The sequence below is a fragment of the Pseudomonas trutticola BRTCR10 genome, assembly GCF_056155105.1.
This window is the reverse complement of sequence record NZ_CM149552.1, coordinates 4861247-4875048: the sequence shown is the minus strand read 5'-3', so window position 1 is coordinate 4875048 and position 13802 is coordinate 4861247. Positions and strand designations below refer to the sequence as shown.

Genomic DNA, 13802 nt, shown 5'->3' with positions numbered 1-13802 from the left:
CGCAGCGGCCCCTTCTTTGACTGAAAAGAAGGGAATACTGCGCAGTCCATCGGGGATGAATCCCCTCGGCACAGGGGTTTTTTCTTGCCTGCTGTTTGAGCGTAACGGTCACACTCGCTGACATTTCCGGTGATTGCCGTACGCGGTATCGCTGCCTAGGCTGAGTGCATCGCCCAAGGAGTTCGCCCATGTCTGCACCGCTGGCCTCACTGAAAATCCTCGACTTCTCGACGCTGCTACCGGGGCCGTTCGCCTCGCTGTTGCTGGCCGACATGGGCGCCGAAGTGTTGCGGATCGAGTCGCCGACCCGTCTGGATCTGCTGCGGGTGTTGCCGCCTCACGATCAGGGTATGTCGGCTAGCCACGCCTATCTCAATCGCAACAAACGCAGCCTCGCACTGGATCTGAAACAGCCCGAGGCACTGGAGGTGGTCAAGCAACTGCTGGCCGACTACGACATCGTCCTCGAGCAGTTTCGCCCCGGCGTGATGGAGCGCCTGGGCCTGGGTTATGAAGCGCTGAAGGCGATCAACCCGAAGCTGATCTACGTGTCGATCACCGGCTACGGCCAGACCGGGCCGTACAAGGATCGCGCCGGGCACGACATCAATTATCTGGCGCTGGCGGGGTTATCGAGTTACACCGGCCGCGCCGACAGCGGGCCGTTGCCGCTGGGCATGCAGGTGGCGGATATTGCCGGTGGTTCGCTGCACGGGGTGATCGGTTTGCTGGCGGCGGTGATTGCCCGCCAGCACACCGGGCAGGGCACGCACCTGGACGTGAGCATGACCGACTGCGCGTTCAGCCTGAACGCCATGGCCGGTGCCGGGTATCTGGCTTGCGGCGAGTCGCCGGGTCGGGAAGATCAGATGCTCAACGGGGGCAGCTTTTACGACTACTACCGCTCTCGCGACGGGCGCTGGATGTCGGTAGGCAGTCTCGAGCCTGGGTTCATGCAGCAATTGTGCACGGCGCTGGGTCGCCCGGAGTTGGCGGCGCAAGGCTTGTCGCCCAAGCCTGAGCAGCAGCGGGCGTTGAAATACGCGCTGACGGTCGAATTCGAAAAGCATGACTTTGCCGAACTGTGCGAGATGTTTGCCGGGATCGATGCGTGTGTCGAGCCAGTGTTGAGTCTGGGGGAGGCGGTGCGCCATCCACAGTTACAGGCTCGGGAACTGGTGACCCAGGTGCCGCGCGGGGATGGCACGACCCAGGCGCAAATGGCGTGTCCGTTGAAATTTTCCGAGGCGTTGCCGGCGCCACGGCATGTTGGCGCGGGGTTGGGGCAGCATACGGATCAAGTGTTGGGGGAGTTGGGGTTCAGTCCCGAGCGGATTGCCGAGCTGCGTGCATCCAAGGTGATTCTTTAGCGTCTGTGTTGGCCCTATCGCTGGCAAGCCAGCTCCCACAGGTTTTGTGTCGGACATGGTTTATGTGGCCACCTCGGACACTGTGGGAGCTGGCTGTCAGCGATGGGGCCAGTCAGGTCACTGCAAAACTGACTATTCCACGCGCATCTCACCACTGAACACCAAAGTGCTCCGACACCGCCGGCACAAATACCGCCGCCCCTGCCGCACCAGGCTATGGCGCTGCGCCGAAAACGGAAAATCACTGTCGGCACACGGGCACTTATAGATATAGCGGGTCACGCTGCGGCGTTTGATTGCATACGTGTGGCAGCGATCCGGCGGCAGTTCGTAGACGCCACGCATGATCAGTTGCCACTCCTCACCATGGGGCTGGATGCGGTCGCCGAACAGTTGATGGGCGATCAGGTGCGCGACTTCGTGGGCCACGGTCTGTTTGAGGAAGTGTTCGGTGTTTTCCCGGTACAACTGCGGGTTGAAGCGCAGCAGGTTCTCGTGCAGATGCGCGACCCCGGCTTTTTGCCCGCGCAGCTTGAGGCTCACCACGGGGCGTTGGAAATGACGTTTGAAAAAGGATTCAGCGAGTTGGTAACAGTCTTCGACGCGGGTATTGAGTTGCTCGGGCATGCTTGATGGATCTCCAGAGGCGTCGAGTATGCCGCAACCCTGTGGACTTGCGAATCGCCGAACTGCCGAATGGTCATCAGCGATACGAGAAGGCCGCCTTGCGGCGGCCTGTATTGGCAGATCTTGTTTTTCTCGGAGAGTCATTGCGTCAGTTGGTGTACACGGGCCCCACGCCCAGGCCCCAGACGATCACGGTGAACGCCATGATGGCCACCAGCACCACCAGACCCACCGCCAGCACCGAGCTGGAAAACAGAAAACCTTCGTCCGACGGAATATTCATGAAGGTCGGCAGCCCCACATACAGCAGATACACCGTGTAGCAGATGGCCGCCGTGCCGACGATCATCCCCAGCCACATATGCGGATACAGCGCCGCCAGCCCGCCGACAAACAACGGTGTCGCGGTGTAGGTGGCAAACGCCACGCAACGGGCCAGACTCGGGTTGGCGTCGTAGGTGCGGGCCATCCAGTGCACAAACGCGCCCATCACCGCGACCCCGCCGAGCATCGCCAGATACGACATGACCGTCATCCAGATGGCGCTTTCGACCGTGAGCATGACCGGCGCGCGATTGCCGATCACCCAACCGACCTGCGTGGTGCCGATGAACGCCGAGACAGCGGGGATCGCCGCCAGAATCAGCGTGTGTGTCAGGTACATGTGGCTGATGCTTTCCTCTTGGTCGCCACGGATTTCCTTCCATTCCTGATCGGGGTGGGTAAAAAGTCCCACTACGTGATGGATCATGCCAGTCACTCCTCTTGTTATTGCCATCGCCCCCCAACGGAGCGCCTACGGGCCAATGAGGCCGAGCAAATTCAGGTCTTCAGATGTGTGCGACCTTATGTCGCAGTATAGAAAGGACTTAACCGCACAGGGACTAGGGGCTTAGAGCAAATCGCGCTGTAAACAGGGGGCTTAATCGCCGCAGGCTCTTGGTATCAACTCTTGGTTATCCTGGAAATACATTTGTTGTGAGGGGATTCATCCCCGATGGGGTGCGAAGCAGCCCCAAAACCTCAGAACTCTATTTTCCCGATACTTCGCGGTGGATGGCTTGACGACTGCTGCGCAGCCGATCGGGGATGAATCCCCTCGCCACAGAGGGCAATGCAGACCTCGGAAGAATGGGACAGACCCACGGCCCTTCGCCCCCACGACGTTTTTGCGTAAAATGCCGGCCCTTCGTCACACCTCACGGATTTCGCGTCATGGGCACTCTTACGGTCAACCAGAACAAACTGCAAAAGCGCCTGCGCCGCCTGGCCGGGGAAGCGGTCGCCGACTTCAACATGATTGAAGACGGCGACAAGGTCATGGTCTGCCTGTCCGGGGGCAAGGACAGCTACACCATGCTCGACGTGCTGATGCACCTGCAGAAGGTTGCACCGATCAAGTTCGAGATCGTCGCGGTGAACATGGACCAGAAGCAGCCGGGCTTCCCCGAGCACGTGCTGCCGGCCTACCTCAAAGAGCTGGGCATCGAGTACCACATCGTCGAGAAAGACACTTACTCGGTGGTCAAAGAGCTGATCCCGGAAGGCAAGACCACCTGTTCGCTGTGCTCGCGCCTGCGTCGTGGCACGCTGTATACCTTTGCCGACGAAATCGGCGCGACCAAAATGGCCCTCGGTCATCATCGCGACGACATCGTCGAGACGTTCTTCCTCAACATGTTCTTCAACGGCACCCTCAAGGCGATGCCGCCGAAGTTGCGCGCCGATGACGGCCGCAACGTGGTGATCCGTCCGCTGGCGTACTGCAACGAGAAGGACATCCAGGCCTACTCGGACCTCAAGGAATTCCCGATCATCCCGTGCAACCTCTGCGGTTCGCAGGAAAACCTGCAGCGTCAGGTGGTCAAGGAAATGCTTCAGGACTGGGACCGCAAGACCCCGGGGCGAACTGAAAGCATCTTCCGCAGTCTGCAGAATGTGGTGCCGTCGCAACTGGCCGACCGCAACCTGTTCGACTTCACCAGCCTGAAGATCGATGAGACGGCGGCTTCGCGCTTCGTCAATGTCGTAAACCTTTAAACACAAACTGTAGGAGTGAGCCCTGTGGTGAGGGGATTTAGCGAAACGTCGCACCGCCCCGATGGACTGCGCAGCAGACCCAAGCTCTTCTGGGGGCGCTTCGCGCCCCATCGGGGATAAATCCCCTCACCACAGGGCTCACTCCTACATTGGATTTTCGTTTCATTTCCCAGGAGAGGGCATGCGCGATTACAAGTGGCTGCACGAATACTGTCTGAACCGCTTTGGTTCGGCGGCTGAACTGGAAGCCCATCTGCCCGTTCCCAAGACCCCGGCGCAATTGCGCAAAATCAGCGACGATCGTTACCTCTCGACCATGGCCCTGCGCGTGTTTCGTGCCGGGCTCAAGCACAGTCTGGTGGATGCCAAATGGCCGGCCTTCGAAGAAGTGTTCTTCAAGTTCGATCCGGAAAAAGTCGTGCTGATGAGTGCCGAACATCTTGAACGGCTGATGCAGGACGCACGGATCATCCGTCACCTGGGCAAGCTCAAGAGCGTGCCGCGCAATGCGCAGTTCATTCTGGATGTCGAGAAAGACAAGGGCAGCTTCGGCGCGCTGATCGCCGACTGGCCGGTGACCGACATTGTCGGCCTGTGGACCTACCTGAAAAAACACGGCCATCAACTGGGCGGACTATCGGCCCCACGGTTTTTGCGCATGGTCGGCAAGGATACCTTTGTGCCGAGCTATGACGTGGTCGCGGCGCTGAATGCGCAGAAGATCGTCGACAAGGTGCCGACCAGTCTGCGCGATCTGGCGATTGTGCAGGATGCATTCAACCAGTGGCATGAACAGAGCGGCGGGCGGGCGATGAGCCAGATTTCGATGATGCTCGCGTACACCGTGAATCATTAAGACCGCGTCGCTCTAATCGCTGGCAAGCCAGCTCCCACAGTTTTTGTATTGATCACATTATTGTGTTTCAACACAGATCCTGTGGGAGCTGCGGTGCGACGATTCGACTTGCCAGCGATGGCGTCGGCTTAGGCGACGCTGATCTCTCCCTCGCCAGCCAGTTTGCGATTCAACTGATACCGCCACCGCACATACAGCAGCGCTGAGCAGAACACCGCCAGGCTCGCGACCATCTCCAGCACACCAAACACCTGCCGGTTCGGGTCATACGCCGCCAGTGCGCCTTTGATGAAATACAGATTCACCACAAAACACATCCACGAATGCCCACGGGCGCTGCCCATGATCATCGCCGGTGCGAGGACCAGCCACGGGATCAGCTCGACCAGCAGAATCACCCACGGTCGGGCGCCATGCAGGTCGGCGAATACCAGATAGTAGGCGGCGAGCAGCCCGGCCAACGCAAAAAAGGTCAGCAGGCTGATCACCCGCATCGCCTTCACTCGCGGCTCAAGCCACTCGACGGAGGGCAGGATTTTCGGCTTCTTCGCCACCGTCAGTCCTCCAGTTTCTGCGCGGTCTTGGCCAGACGCAGGCCCAGCGCCCGGCACAGTGCGACTTCGTGCTGATCAAGACCACTTTTACCATCCGCCCCGGCGTGATGGCTGGCGCCGTACGGTGTGCCGCCGCCCTGGGTTTCCAGGAGCGCCGATTCGCTGTAGGGCAGGCCGGTGATCAGCATGCCGTGGTGCAGCAACGGCAGCATCATCGACAGCAGCGTGGTTTCCTGGCCGCCATGCAGGCTGGCGGTGGAGGTGAACACGCCGGCCGGTTTGCCGACGAGGGCGCCGGTCAGCCAGAGGTTGCTGGTGCCGTCGAGGAAGTATTTGAGCGGTGCAGCCATGTTGCCGAACCGGGTCGGACTGCCGAGGGCCAGACCGGCGCAGTTCTTCAGGTCATCGAGGGTCGCGTAGAGCGCGCCTTCGTCCGGGATGTCCGGGGCCACGGCTTCGCACTCGGTGGAGATCGCCGGCACAGTGCGCAAACGCGCTTCGAGGCCGGCCTGCTCGACACCACGGGCAATCTGCCGGGCCATCTCGTTGGTCGAGCCGCTGCGGCTGTAATACAGAACCAGAATGTACGGCGCGCTCACGGCAGCAACTCCAGGACCTGCTCCGGTGGACGGCCGATGACGGCTTTGTCGCCGACTTCCAGAATCGGTCGTTCCATCAGCTTGGGACGGGCCGCGATCGCTTCGATCAATTGTTTCTCGGTGAGACTGGCGTCGGCCAGGTTCAGGGTTTTGTATTCATCTTCCCCGGTGCGCAGCAGTTGCCGTGCGCTGATCCCGAGCTTGCCGAGCAGGGCCTTGATCTGTGCGGCGTCCAGCGGCGTTTCGAGATAGCGCACGACGTTTGGAGTCAGGCCGCGGGCTTCAAGCAGTTCCAGCGCGCCGCGGGATTTCGAGCAGCGCGGATTGTGATAAAGCGTCAGATCGGTCATGGCGGGTCGCTTCTGGCGTAAAGTGGCGGCTATTCTAACTGTGCAACGCGCAATCCAGAACCTCGGGAGGCGATGGGTCGCAGGCGTATTCAAATTTTCACAAGGAACAGGACATGACACGGCGATTGGCAGCGGCATTGACGATAATCGGGGCGTTGATGCTGGGGGGCTGCGGTAATGACTATGGTATCGACCAGAACGGTCAGAAAGTGGCGTCCGAGCGCCTCGACAAACAATGGGTGGTGATCAACTACTGGGCTGAATGGTGTGGCCCGTGCCGCACGGAAATCCCTGAACTCAACCATTTGGCGGATGAACTCAAGAGCAAGAATGTCGGTGTATTCGGGGTCAACTTCGACAACGTGCAGGGTGTAGAACTGAAAGACGCCAGTGAAAAACTCGGCATCAAGTTCACTGTACTGGCGCAGGATCCGGCGGAGTTGTTCGACTTGCCGCGCAGTGAGGCCTTGCCGGTGACGTACATCATCGACAACAAGGGCAAGGTACGGGAGCAGTTGCTGGGGGAGCAGACAGCGGCGGGGGTGATGGCCAGGCTTGAGGCGTTGCAGGCGAACAAATAGCCTTCAAAAGCCCCTCACCCCAGCCCTCTCCCGGTGTATGTACCGGAGACATGGTGGACAGGTGTTCGGAGACATGGTGGACACTTTTTAATAGACACATTGCTCATCACCAAGGAGATGACCTGTGTCCTGGGAAGAGGTGTCCACCGTGCAGCTTCGTTCAGAGTTTGTGCATTTGGCTCGGCAAGAAGGAGCCAATGTCCGGCAGCTTTGCCGCCGATTCAATATCAGCCCAAGCACTGCCTACAAATGGCTCAACAGGTTTGAAACTTCAGGTGCAGAGGGCTTGATCGATCAGTCTCGACGACCGAAGACGTCACCCAAACGCTGCGCTGAAGAGGTTGAGCAGCAGATTCTGACCGTGAGTGAGGAATACGCGGCTTGGGGCGCTCGCAAGCTCAAACGTGTGCTGGAAGACAGCGGCGCAGTAATGCCTTCGGTCAGTACCGTGCATGCGGTTTTACAGCGTCATTCACGCGTTGATTCAAAGGCCGCTGAGATTAAACCGTTTATCCGCTTCGAGCATGAAGCGCCCAACGATCTTTGGCAGATGGACTTCAAGGGCCATATCAGCCTGGCTCAGGGACGTTGCCATCCGTTGACGATACTGGACGATCATTCGCGGTTTTCGCTGTGTATCGCGGCCTGCCTCGATGAGCGACGTGAAACCGTTCAGGAGCATCTAATCCGGGTCTTTCGGCGTCATGGTCTGCCTTTGCGCATGACGATGGACAACGGTTCACCCTGGGGTGACCAGACTGGCGTTTATACCGCGCTGGAGGTCTGGCTGATGAGTCAGGGCATCAAGGTCGGGCACTCTCGACCTTATCATCCGCAAACCCAAGGAAAGCTGGAACGCTTCCACCGCAGCCTGAAAAATGAAGTCCTGCGAGACCGACATTTTATTGATCTCAACGGTGCACAACGGGCGTTTGATATCTGGCGTGATATCTACAACCAGAAGCGTCCACATCAAGCGTTGGACATGCAGGTGCCTGCTACTCGCTACAGCAGCAGCCCACGGGAATATCAGGAGCAGCCCGCGGCGCCGGAGTACGACGATGGGGATGTGGTCAGGAAGGTTCAGGTGAAGGGCGAGATCTACTGGCGGAACCGTGAATACACAGTCGGAAAAGCTTTTTATGGGAGGTCAGTAGCTATCCGGGAAACGACGGAAGATGGCATCCACGATGTCTACTGGAGTAGACATCGTATTGCCCGAATCGACTTGAACTTGCAGATCGTTACGGCAGGTAAGAAGATCTAAAACCGTCCACCATGTCTCCGAACATGTGTCCACCATGTCTCCGGTACATACACCCGGAGGGAGAGGGGGCCGACCGAGGTGTCTTGCGACCTACATCGACCTGAAAGACCCAGTCGATCAGGTCATCGGTGAGGCTGCATCAAGTCGATTATGGATTCACCGACACAGGATCAGGTCGGCGTACCTCTCCAATATTCCCCAATCAGTCCCCTCTCCCTCTGGGAGAGGGCTAGGCGGGCGGCGTTCCGATGAGGGCTTCGGCTGTCTGAGGGTCAACCCTCTTCCAGCCACCAGCGCAGCGGCTTGCCTTGCGCCGGCCAGAAGCGCATCTGTTCGATCGGCGAAATATCCCAGCGCTCGACCTGCTCCAGTGCCTGAAGGAAGCGTTGTTCCTGCTCCATCAGTGCCGGCGCGCACAGTTTGCGGGTCTTGCCGATCTTGCCGAAGCTCAGCTTGTCGCCATCGAGGGTGTACGGCGCAAACCAATGGTTGCAGCCGCCGTTGCCGTAGGCGCGGCCATCATCGCCGAGGGTCACGGTCAGATGGCTGTAATCCATCAATGGCCGTTCGCCGATCCACTCCAGAATGTAGCTGCGGTTCTGTTGCAGTTGCACAGGCTCCGCGGCGCAGCCCGCCAGACCAACACCGACCAGAGCGGTCAGGGCAAGGCGTTTCATCACGCAGGCTCCTGGCAGTTCGGGCACAGATGTTTCTCGCCAACGGCTTTCCAGCCCAACTCGGCAATGCGCGCCGTGGCGGCCGGTTTTTCTGCGGCTTTGCCCAGCTTGGCGTCTACTGCGAACTCGAAGCTCAGCTCTTTGGCGCAGCTGTCGCAGTTGACCTGCCAGGTGTGAATCGCCAGTTCGCCGAACACCGGGCCCGTGGTCATCGCAGTCCATTGGCCTGGCGGGTTGATCAGGTGGCGGACGGTTTCGACGGTCAGGCGCATGGACAAGTCCTTGCTGCCTTTGAGGGTGACCAACAGGGCATCACCGATACGGATCGAGCCACCGTTGCCGGTGACCTGATAGCGGCCCGGTACAAGGGCGCGGCATTCGGTGAGGGTGTGTTGCGGGTTCATCAGGTTGTAGCGGAAATCGTGTTCGACCATGGGTCCTCCAAATATGCGCGACATGCTAGCACGGGCCACGTTGCAAATTGACGTGCGCTTGCGACCTTCGATCAGGTTCAAATCGACCTTGGCCCATGGCAAACTGCCGCCCTCGACTCTGAAGGAACGGAACATGGCGCTGATCGAATGTTATGAATGTAAGCGCAGCATCAGCTCGCAAGCCTCGGCGTGCATTCATTGCGGGGCGCCGATGGCGCAACAACAGGCCGACGCGCAGAGCGCCGGGGCACCGGCTAAGCCTGCGACGATTTCTTTCGGCAGTCTGCCGCGCAACAGGACTGTGGCCGAGGCTGCTGTCATCGCGCCTGAAAGTCCAGAGCCGTTACCGAACATCATGCCGGCAGCGGCGGGGCAACGGCGTCAGCAACCGGCCGCGCAAGCGGCGGTGACGCATATCAATGAGGATGGCAGCCGCCCGGTGGAAGGCTGGCTGAAGATCATGGTGTTCCTGTTGCCGATGGTGTTTGTCTGGTTCCTGCTGCGCAATGGCCACTCGGCAAAACAACGCCTGTTTGGTTTTGGCTGGCTGGCGCTGCTGATTCTGGCGTCCTCCCTTAAGTAAGCGCTAAAGCGCCTAGCCCTCGACCTGGTTCTGCGGTGACCCCGCAACCCAGGTCGCGATATTGTCCAGGGTCGTCGCGGCAATCGCGCCCAGCGCCTCGCGTGTCAGAAACGCCTGATGCGCGGTGATGATCACATTCGGAAAGGTCAGCAAGCGCGCCAGCACGTCGTCCTGCAACGGCAGGTCGGAGCGGTCCTCGAAAAACAGCTGCGCCTCTTCCTCATACACATCCAGACCCAGATAACCCAGTTGCCCGTCCTTCAAGGCATCGATCAGCGCCGGGGTGTCCACCAGACCGCCGCGACCGGTGTTGATGAGCATCGCCCCCGCCTGCATGTGCGCCAGTGAGTCGCGGTTGATCAGGTGTTTGCTCTGCTCGTTGAGCGGGCAGTGCAGGCTGATGATTCGCGACTGCGCGAGTAACTCCGGCAGGCTCAGATAACGGGCACCCAAGGCCAGCACCTGAGGATTCGGGTACGGGTCGTACGCGAGCAATTCACAACCGAAACCGTGCATGATTTTCGCGAAGGTGGCGCCGATCTGCCCGGTGCCGACGATGCCGACCGTCTTGCCGACCAGATCGAAACCGGTCAGGCCATGCAGACTGAAATCGCCTTCACGGGTGCGGTTGTAGGCGCGGTGCAAGCGCCGGTTGAGGGCGAGGATCAGGGCCACGGCATGCTCGGCCACCGCATGCGGCGAGTAGGCCGGGACACGCACGACGTCAAGGCCCAGGCGTTTCGCCGCGGCCAGATCGACATGGTTGTAACCGGCCGAGCGCAGGGCGATCAGGCGTGTGCCGCCGGCCGCCAGACGCTCCAGCACGGCGGCGCTGAGGTCGTCGTTGATAAAGGCGCAAACCACTTCGTGCTGTTCGGCCAGTGCGGCAGTGTCGAGACTCAGCCGCGCCGGTTGAAAATGCAGTTCGATGCCCGCCGGGCAATCGGCATCAAGGAAACTGTCGCGGTCGTAGGTCTGGCTGCTGAAAACGATCGTGCGCATGAAATCCTCCTGGAGCATCGACTCGGGTGGCATAAACCAAGTCAACTTTATCGGTGTTCGCGCTGGCCGGTATTGCGCTGGGTCAGGCGCTGATCTTCGCTTGCGCGGCGAGGCGGTTGATCGCCCGTTCCAGCTCATCCAGCGCCGTCGACGCTTTCGGGTCGTCCTGTTTGAGCAGGGTTTCGCTGCGCTGACAGGCGGCGCGCAATTGCGGGACGCCGCAATAACGCGTGGCGCCGTGCAGGCGATGTACACGTTCAATCAGGGCATTCTGGTCGTGGCTGTCGCGTGCCGTGCGAATGGCTTCGCGGTCGGCTTCCAGCGAGGCCAGCAGCATCGCCAGCATGTCCGCCGCGAGGTCCGCCTTGCCAGCGGCCAGACGCAAGCCTTCCTCGTGATCGAGCACCGGCAATTCGTGATTGCCCGCCGCGCTGTCACTGACCCGCTCCGGCGCCTGATTGCGCAGGGCCAGACCGGTCCATTTCAGCACCACCTGCGCCAGTTGCCGCTCGCTGATCGGTTTGGTCAGGTAGTCGTCCATGCCGCTTTGCAGCAACGCACGTTTTTCGTTGGCCATAGCATGCGCGGTGAGCGCGACGATCGGCAGGGGTGTGCAATGCCGTTCGCTTTCCCACTGGCGAATGGTTTCGGTGCTTTGACGCCCGTCCATGCCGGGCATCTGGACGTCCATCAACACCAGGTCGAAGGATTCGGTCTGCACCGCTTTGACCGCTGCATAACCGCTTTCCACCGCGAGAACCTTGGCGCCCATGTCTTCGAGCAGCGTTTGCACCAGCAACAGATTGGCCGGGTTGTCATCGACACACAGCACCTTTGGTGCGCGACTCGACAATGGTTCGTTCGGCTCGTTGCGTGGTTGGCGCGGGTTGGCCAGATCCGACAGGGCGCGGCGCAATTTGCGCGTACAGGCCGGTTTGGCTTGCAGCTGGCTGTGCGGGTTGGGCACCGATAGATGGAACAGTGTCTGTTCGGTGGTCGGGCACAGCACCAGCACTTTGCAGCCGAGGTGTTCGAGGTCCCAGATGTGCTGGTTCAGGCGCTCCGGCAGTATGTCGTTGCTGGTGATGCCGATTACCGCCAGATCAATAGCCTGATCGGTCTGATGCGCGCCGGTGACGCCATTGGTCAGGCTTTCCAGGGTGTTGAACGGCGTGACATTGAGGCCGCAGTCTTCCAGTTGATGCTGCAAGGCCTGACGCGCCAGTTCGTGGTTTTCCAGCACCGCTACACGGCGTCCGAGCAACGGCGCCGAGGGCAGGTCTTCGGCGTCGTCACGGGTTTTCGGCAGGCTCAGGCTGATCCAGAATTCCGAGCCTTCGCCCGGTGTGCTGTCGACGCCGATCTCGCCGCCCATCTGTTCGATCAGGCGCTTGGAAATCACCAGCCCCAGCCCTGTACCGCCGGGCTGACGCGACAGCGAGTTGTCGGCCTGACTGAACGCCTGGAACAACGCGCGCACGTCCTGATTCGACAGGCCGATGCCGGTGTCCTGAATACTGATGCGCAGTTGCACGCTGTCTTCGTGTTCTTCTTCGAGCATCGCCCGGGCGACGATGGTGCCTTCGCGGGTGAACTTGATCGCGTTGCTCACCAGGTTGGTGAGGATCTGCTTCAGGCGTAACGGATCACCGACCAGCGACAGCGGCGTATCGCGATAAACCAGGCTGACCAGCTCCAACTGCTTGGCGTGAGCGGCGGGGGCGAGGATGGTCAGGGTGTCCTGCAACAGATCGCGCAAGTTGAACGGAATGTGGTCGAGTACCAGTTTGCCCGCCTCGATTTTCGAGAAGTCGAGGATCTCGTTGATGATCCCGAGCAGGCTGTCGGCGGATTTTTCGATGGTGCCCAGGTAGTCGAGCTGGCGCGGGGTCAGCTCGCTTTTTTGCAGCAGATGCGTGAAGCCGAGAATGCCATTGAGCGGCGTGCGGATCTCGTGACTCATGTTGGCCAGGAATTCGGATTTGATCCGGCTCGCTTCCAGCGCTTCTTTACGGGCCAGATCCAGTTCGATGTTCTGGATCTCGATGGTTTCCAGGTTCTGCCGGACGTCTTCGGTGGCCTGATCGACGCTGTGCTGCAGTTCTTCGCGGGCGTTCTGCAAGGTGCCGGCCATGCGATTGATGCCCGACGCCAGTTCATCCAGCTCCTGACTGCCGAGCGGTGGCAGGCGGGTTTCCAGGTGGCCATCCTTGAGTTGCGCGACAGCCTGTTTGATCTGGCTCAGCGGACGATTGATGGTGCGGCCCATGCGCAAGGCGAGCAGCGCAGCACCGGCAAGCCCGGCGGCAATCAGCAACAGGCTGGCGAACAGGCTGCGATAACCGCGCAGCAGCATGCCGTTGTGTGACAGTTCCAGTTCGACCCAGCCGAGCAGACGGTCGGATTCTTCGGGGATCAACTCGCCAGCGAGGTTGCGGTGCTTGCCGAACACCGGCATCAGGTAGCGGGTCGCGTCATTGCCGCTGCGCCGTTGCAAGTGCGCGCTGTCACCGCTCGGTGCCTGATTGAGCATGGTCGGGCCGGCGTGGGCCAGCGGCGAGCGGTCCGGTGCGAGGAAGGTCACTGCGCGCACATCGGGTTGTTCGAGGGACTGAGTGGCGATGCGCTCCAGCAAGTCGCTGTTGCCATGACCCATGGCGGGTGCCACTAACGGTGCGAGTTGCTCGGCGATCATTTCGCCGCGCTGCATTAATTGGGTCTGCAGGTCGGACTGCTGCGTCCAGGTGAAATAACCACCCAACACCAGCGCCATCAGGCTGGTCGGCAACAAGGTCAGCAACAACACGCGACCTTTGATTCCCAGTTTCTTGAGCACGCCTATCTCCTGCATCCCGCTGATCC

At 60.3% G+C, this 13802-nt stretch carries 15 protein-coding genes; 6 read left to right on the top strand and 9 right to left on the bottom strand.

What is annotated here, in order from left to right; all coding sequences use genetic code 11:
* The first annotated feature begins 188 nt into the window (after positions 1-188).
* Positions 189-1370 (top strand): CaiB/BaiF CoA transferase family protein, encoded by a 1182-nt coding sequence (locus ACVVH8_RS22155; protein WP_475226364.1) that lies wholly within the window; start codon positions 189-191, stop codon positions 1368-1370.
* A gap of 132 nt (positions 1371-1502) precedes the next feature.
* Here the strand turns inward: ACVVH8_RS22155 and ACVVH8_RS22150 are convergent, their stop codons facing one another.
* Both ACVVH8_RS22150 and ACVVH8_RS22145 read right to left on the bottom strand, forming a co-directional pair.
* Positions 1503-1997 carry a SprT family zinc-dependent metalloprotease gene (locus ACVVH8_RS22150; protein WP_213026320.1) on the bottom strand — a complete coding sequence of 165 codons (495 nt, stop codon included), beginning with the start codon at positions 1995-1997 and terminating at the stop codon, positions 1503-1505.
* 148 nt (positions 1998-2145) lie between these two features.
* Positions 2146-2748: a Yip1 family protein gene (locus ACVVH8_RS22145; RefSeq protein WP_007917515.1), complete on the bottom strand. Its 603-nt coding sequence runs from the start codon at positions 2746-2748 to the stop codon at positions 2146-2148.
* 464 nt (positions 2749-3212) lie between these two features.
* Between ACVVH8_RS22145 and ttcA the strand changes: the two genes are divergently transcribed.
* Complete coding sequence (gene ttcA / locus ACVVH8_RS22140) at positions 3213-4037, top strand: tRNA 2-thiocytidine(32) synthetase TtcA (protein ID WP_103306883.1); 825 nt, start codon at positions 3213-3215, stop codon at positions 4035-4037.
* Positions 4038-4218: 181 nt separating this feature from the next.
* Positions 4219-4893, top strand: coding sequence for a DNA-3-methyladenine glycosylase I (locus ACVVH8_RS22135; protein WP_007917512.1), 675 nt, complete (start codon positions 4219-4221; stop codon positions 4891-4893).
* 128 nt (positions 4894-5021) lie between these two features.
* On the opposite strand, the gene ACVVH8_RS22130 is transcribed toward ACVVH8_RS22135, so the two are convergent.
* The 3 genes from ACVVH8_RS22130 to arsC are packed head-to-tail and all read right to left on the bottom strand — an operon-like array spanning position 5022 to position 6396.
* A complete protein-coding gene (locus tag ACVVH8_RS22130; RefSeq protein WP_475226361.1) occupies positions 5022-5447 on the bottom strand; it encodes a DUF2069 domain-containing protein in 426 nt (141 codons plus the stop codon).
* 2 nt (positions 5448-5449) lie between these two features.
* Positions 5450-6046 (bottom strand): NAD(P)H:quinone oxidoreductase, encoded by a 597-nt coding sequence (wrbA, locus tag ACVVH8_RS22125; RefSeq protein ID WP_475226359.1) that lies wholly within the window; start codon positions 6044-6046, stop codon positions 5450-5452.
* Entirely contained in the window at positions 6043-6396 is a 354-nt protein-coding gene (gene arsC / locus ACVVH8_RS22120; RefSeq protein ID WP_475226356.1) for an arsenate reductase (glutaredoxin), read from the bottom strand. Before arsC ends, wrbA begins: the two co-directional genes overlap by 4 nt.
* Before the next feature lie 113 nt (positions 6397-6509).
* Between arsC and ACVVH8_RS22115 the strand changes: the two genes are divergently transcribed.
* Positions 6510-6977 carry a redoxin domain-containing protein gene (locus ACVVH8_RS22115; protein WP_315449383.1) on the top strand — a complete coding sequence of 156 codons (468 nt, stop codon included), beginning with the start codon at positions 6510-6512 and terminating at the stop codon, positions 6975-6977.
* A gap of 124 nt (positions 6978-7101) precedes the next feature.
* Positions 7102-8244, top strand: coding sequence for an IS481 family transposase (locus ACVVH8_RS22110; RefSeq protein ID WP_213026430.1), 1143 nt, complete (start codon positions 7102-7104; stop codon positions 8242-8244).
* Between the two features lie 272 nt (positions 8245-8516).
* Here ACVVH8_RS22110 and ACVVH8_RS22105 read toward each other — a convergent pair whose 3' ends face one another.
* Both ACVVH8_RS22105 and ACVVH8_RS22100 read right to left on the bottom strand, forming a co-directional pair.
* Positions 8517-8921 carry an META domain-containing protein gene (locus tag ACVVH8_RS22105; RefSeq protein WP_103306878.1) on the bottom strand — a complete coding sequence of 135 codons (405 nt, stop codon included), beginning with the start codon at positions 8919-8921 and terminating at the stop codon, positions 8517-8519.
* On the bottom strand, positions 8921-9355 hold the full coding sequence (locus ACVVH8_RS22100) for a hypothetical protein (RefSeq protein ID WP_475226354.1): 435 nt from the start codon (positions 9353-9355) through the stop codon (positions 8921-8923). The genes ACVVH8_RS22105 and ACVVH8_RS22100 overlap by 1 nt, the downstream gene beginning before the upstream one ends.
* A 133-nt stretch (positions 9356-9488) precedes the next feature.
* Here ACVVH8_RS22100 and ACVVH8_RS22095 point away from each other — a divergent pair, with 133 nt between their 5' ends.
* Complete coding sequence (locus tag ACVVH8_RS22095; protein WP_103306876.1) at positions 9489-9938, top strand: hypothetical protein; 450 nt, start codon at positions 9489-9491, stop codon at positions 9936-9938.
* 12 nt (positions 9939-9950) lie between these two features.
* Here ACVVH8_RS22095 and ACVVH8_RS22090 read toward each other — a convergent pair whose 3' ends face one another.
* Together ACVVH8_RS22090 and ACVVH8_RS22085 are read right to left on the bottom strand one after the other, a co-directional pair.
* Positions 9951-10940, bottom strand: coding sequence for a 2-hydroxyacid dehydrogenase (locus ACVVH8_RS22090; RefSeq protein WP_475226351.1), 990 nt, complete (start codon positions 10938-10940; stop codon positions 9951-9953).
* 82 nt (positions 10941-11022) lie between these two features.
* Positions 11023-13776: a response regulator gene (locus tag ACVVH8_RS22085; RefSeq protein ID WP_103306887.1), complete on the bottom strand. Its 2754-nt coding sequence runs from the start codon at positions 13774-13776 to the stop codon at positions 11023-11025.
* Between the last annotated feature and the right edge of the window lie 26 nt (positions 13777-13802).

Coding starts and splice junctions, on each gene's coding strand:
- ACVVH8_RS22150 (WP_213026320.1), bottom strand. CDS start 1,997: ATGCCCGAGCAACTCAATACCCGCGTCGAAGACTGTTACCAACTCGCT.
- arsC (WP_475226356.1), bottom strand. CDS start 6,396: ATGACCGATCTGACGCTTTATCACAATCCGCGCTGCTCGAAATCCCGC.
- ACVVH8_RS22090 (WP_475226351.1), bottom strand. CDS start 10,940: ATGCGCACGATCGTTTTCAGCAGCCAGACCTACGACCGCGACAGTTTC.
- ACVVH8_RS22115 (WP_315449383.1), top strand. CDS start 6,510: ATGACACGGCGATTGGCAGCGGCATTGACGATAATCGGGGCGTTGATG.
- ACVVH8_RS22095 (WP_103306876.1), top strand. CDS start 9,489: ATGGCGCTGATCGAATGTTATGAATGTAAGCGCAGCATCAGCTCGCAA.
- ACVVH8_RS22145 (WP_007917515.1), bottom strand. CDS start 2,748: ATGATCCATCACGTAGTGGGACTTTTTACCCACCCCGATCAGGAATGG.
- ACVVH8_RS22100 (WP_475226354.1), bottom strand. CDS start 9,355: ATGGTCGAACACGATTTCCGCTACAACCTGATGAACCCGCAACACACC.
- ACVVH8_RS22135 (WP_007917512.1), top strand. CDS start 4,219: ATGCGCGATTACAAGTGGCTGCACGAATACTGTCTGAACCGCTTTGGT.
- ACVVH8_RS22105 (WP_103306878.1), bottom strand. CDS start 8,921: ATGAAACGCCTTGCCCTGACCGCTCTGGTCGGTGTTGGTCTGGCGGGC.
- ACVVH8_RS22155 (WP_475226364.1), top strand. CDS start 189: ATGTCTGCACCGCTGGCCTCACTGAAAATCCTCGACTTCTCGACGCTG.
- ttcA (WP_103306883.1), top strand. CDS start 3,213: ATGGGCACTCTTACGGTCAACCAGAACAAACTGCAAAAGCGCCTGCGC.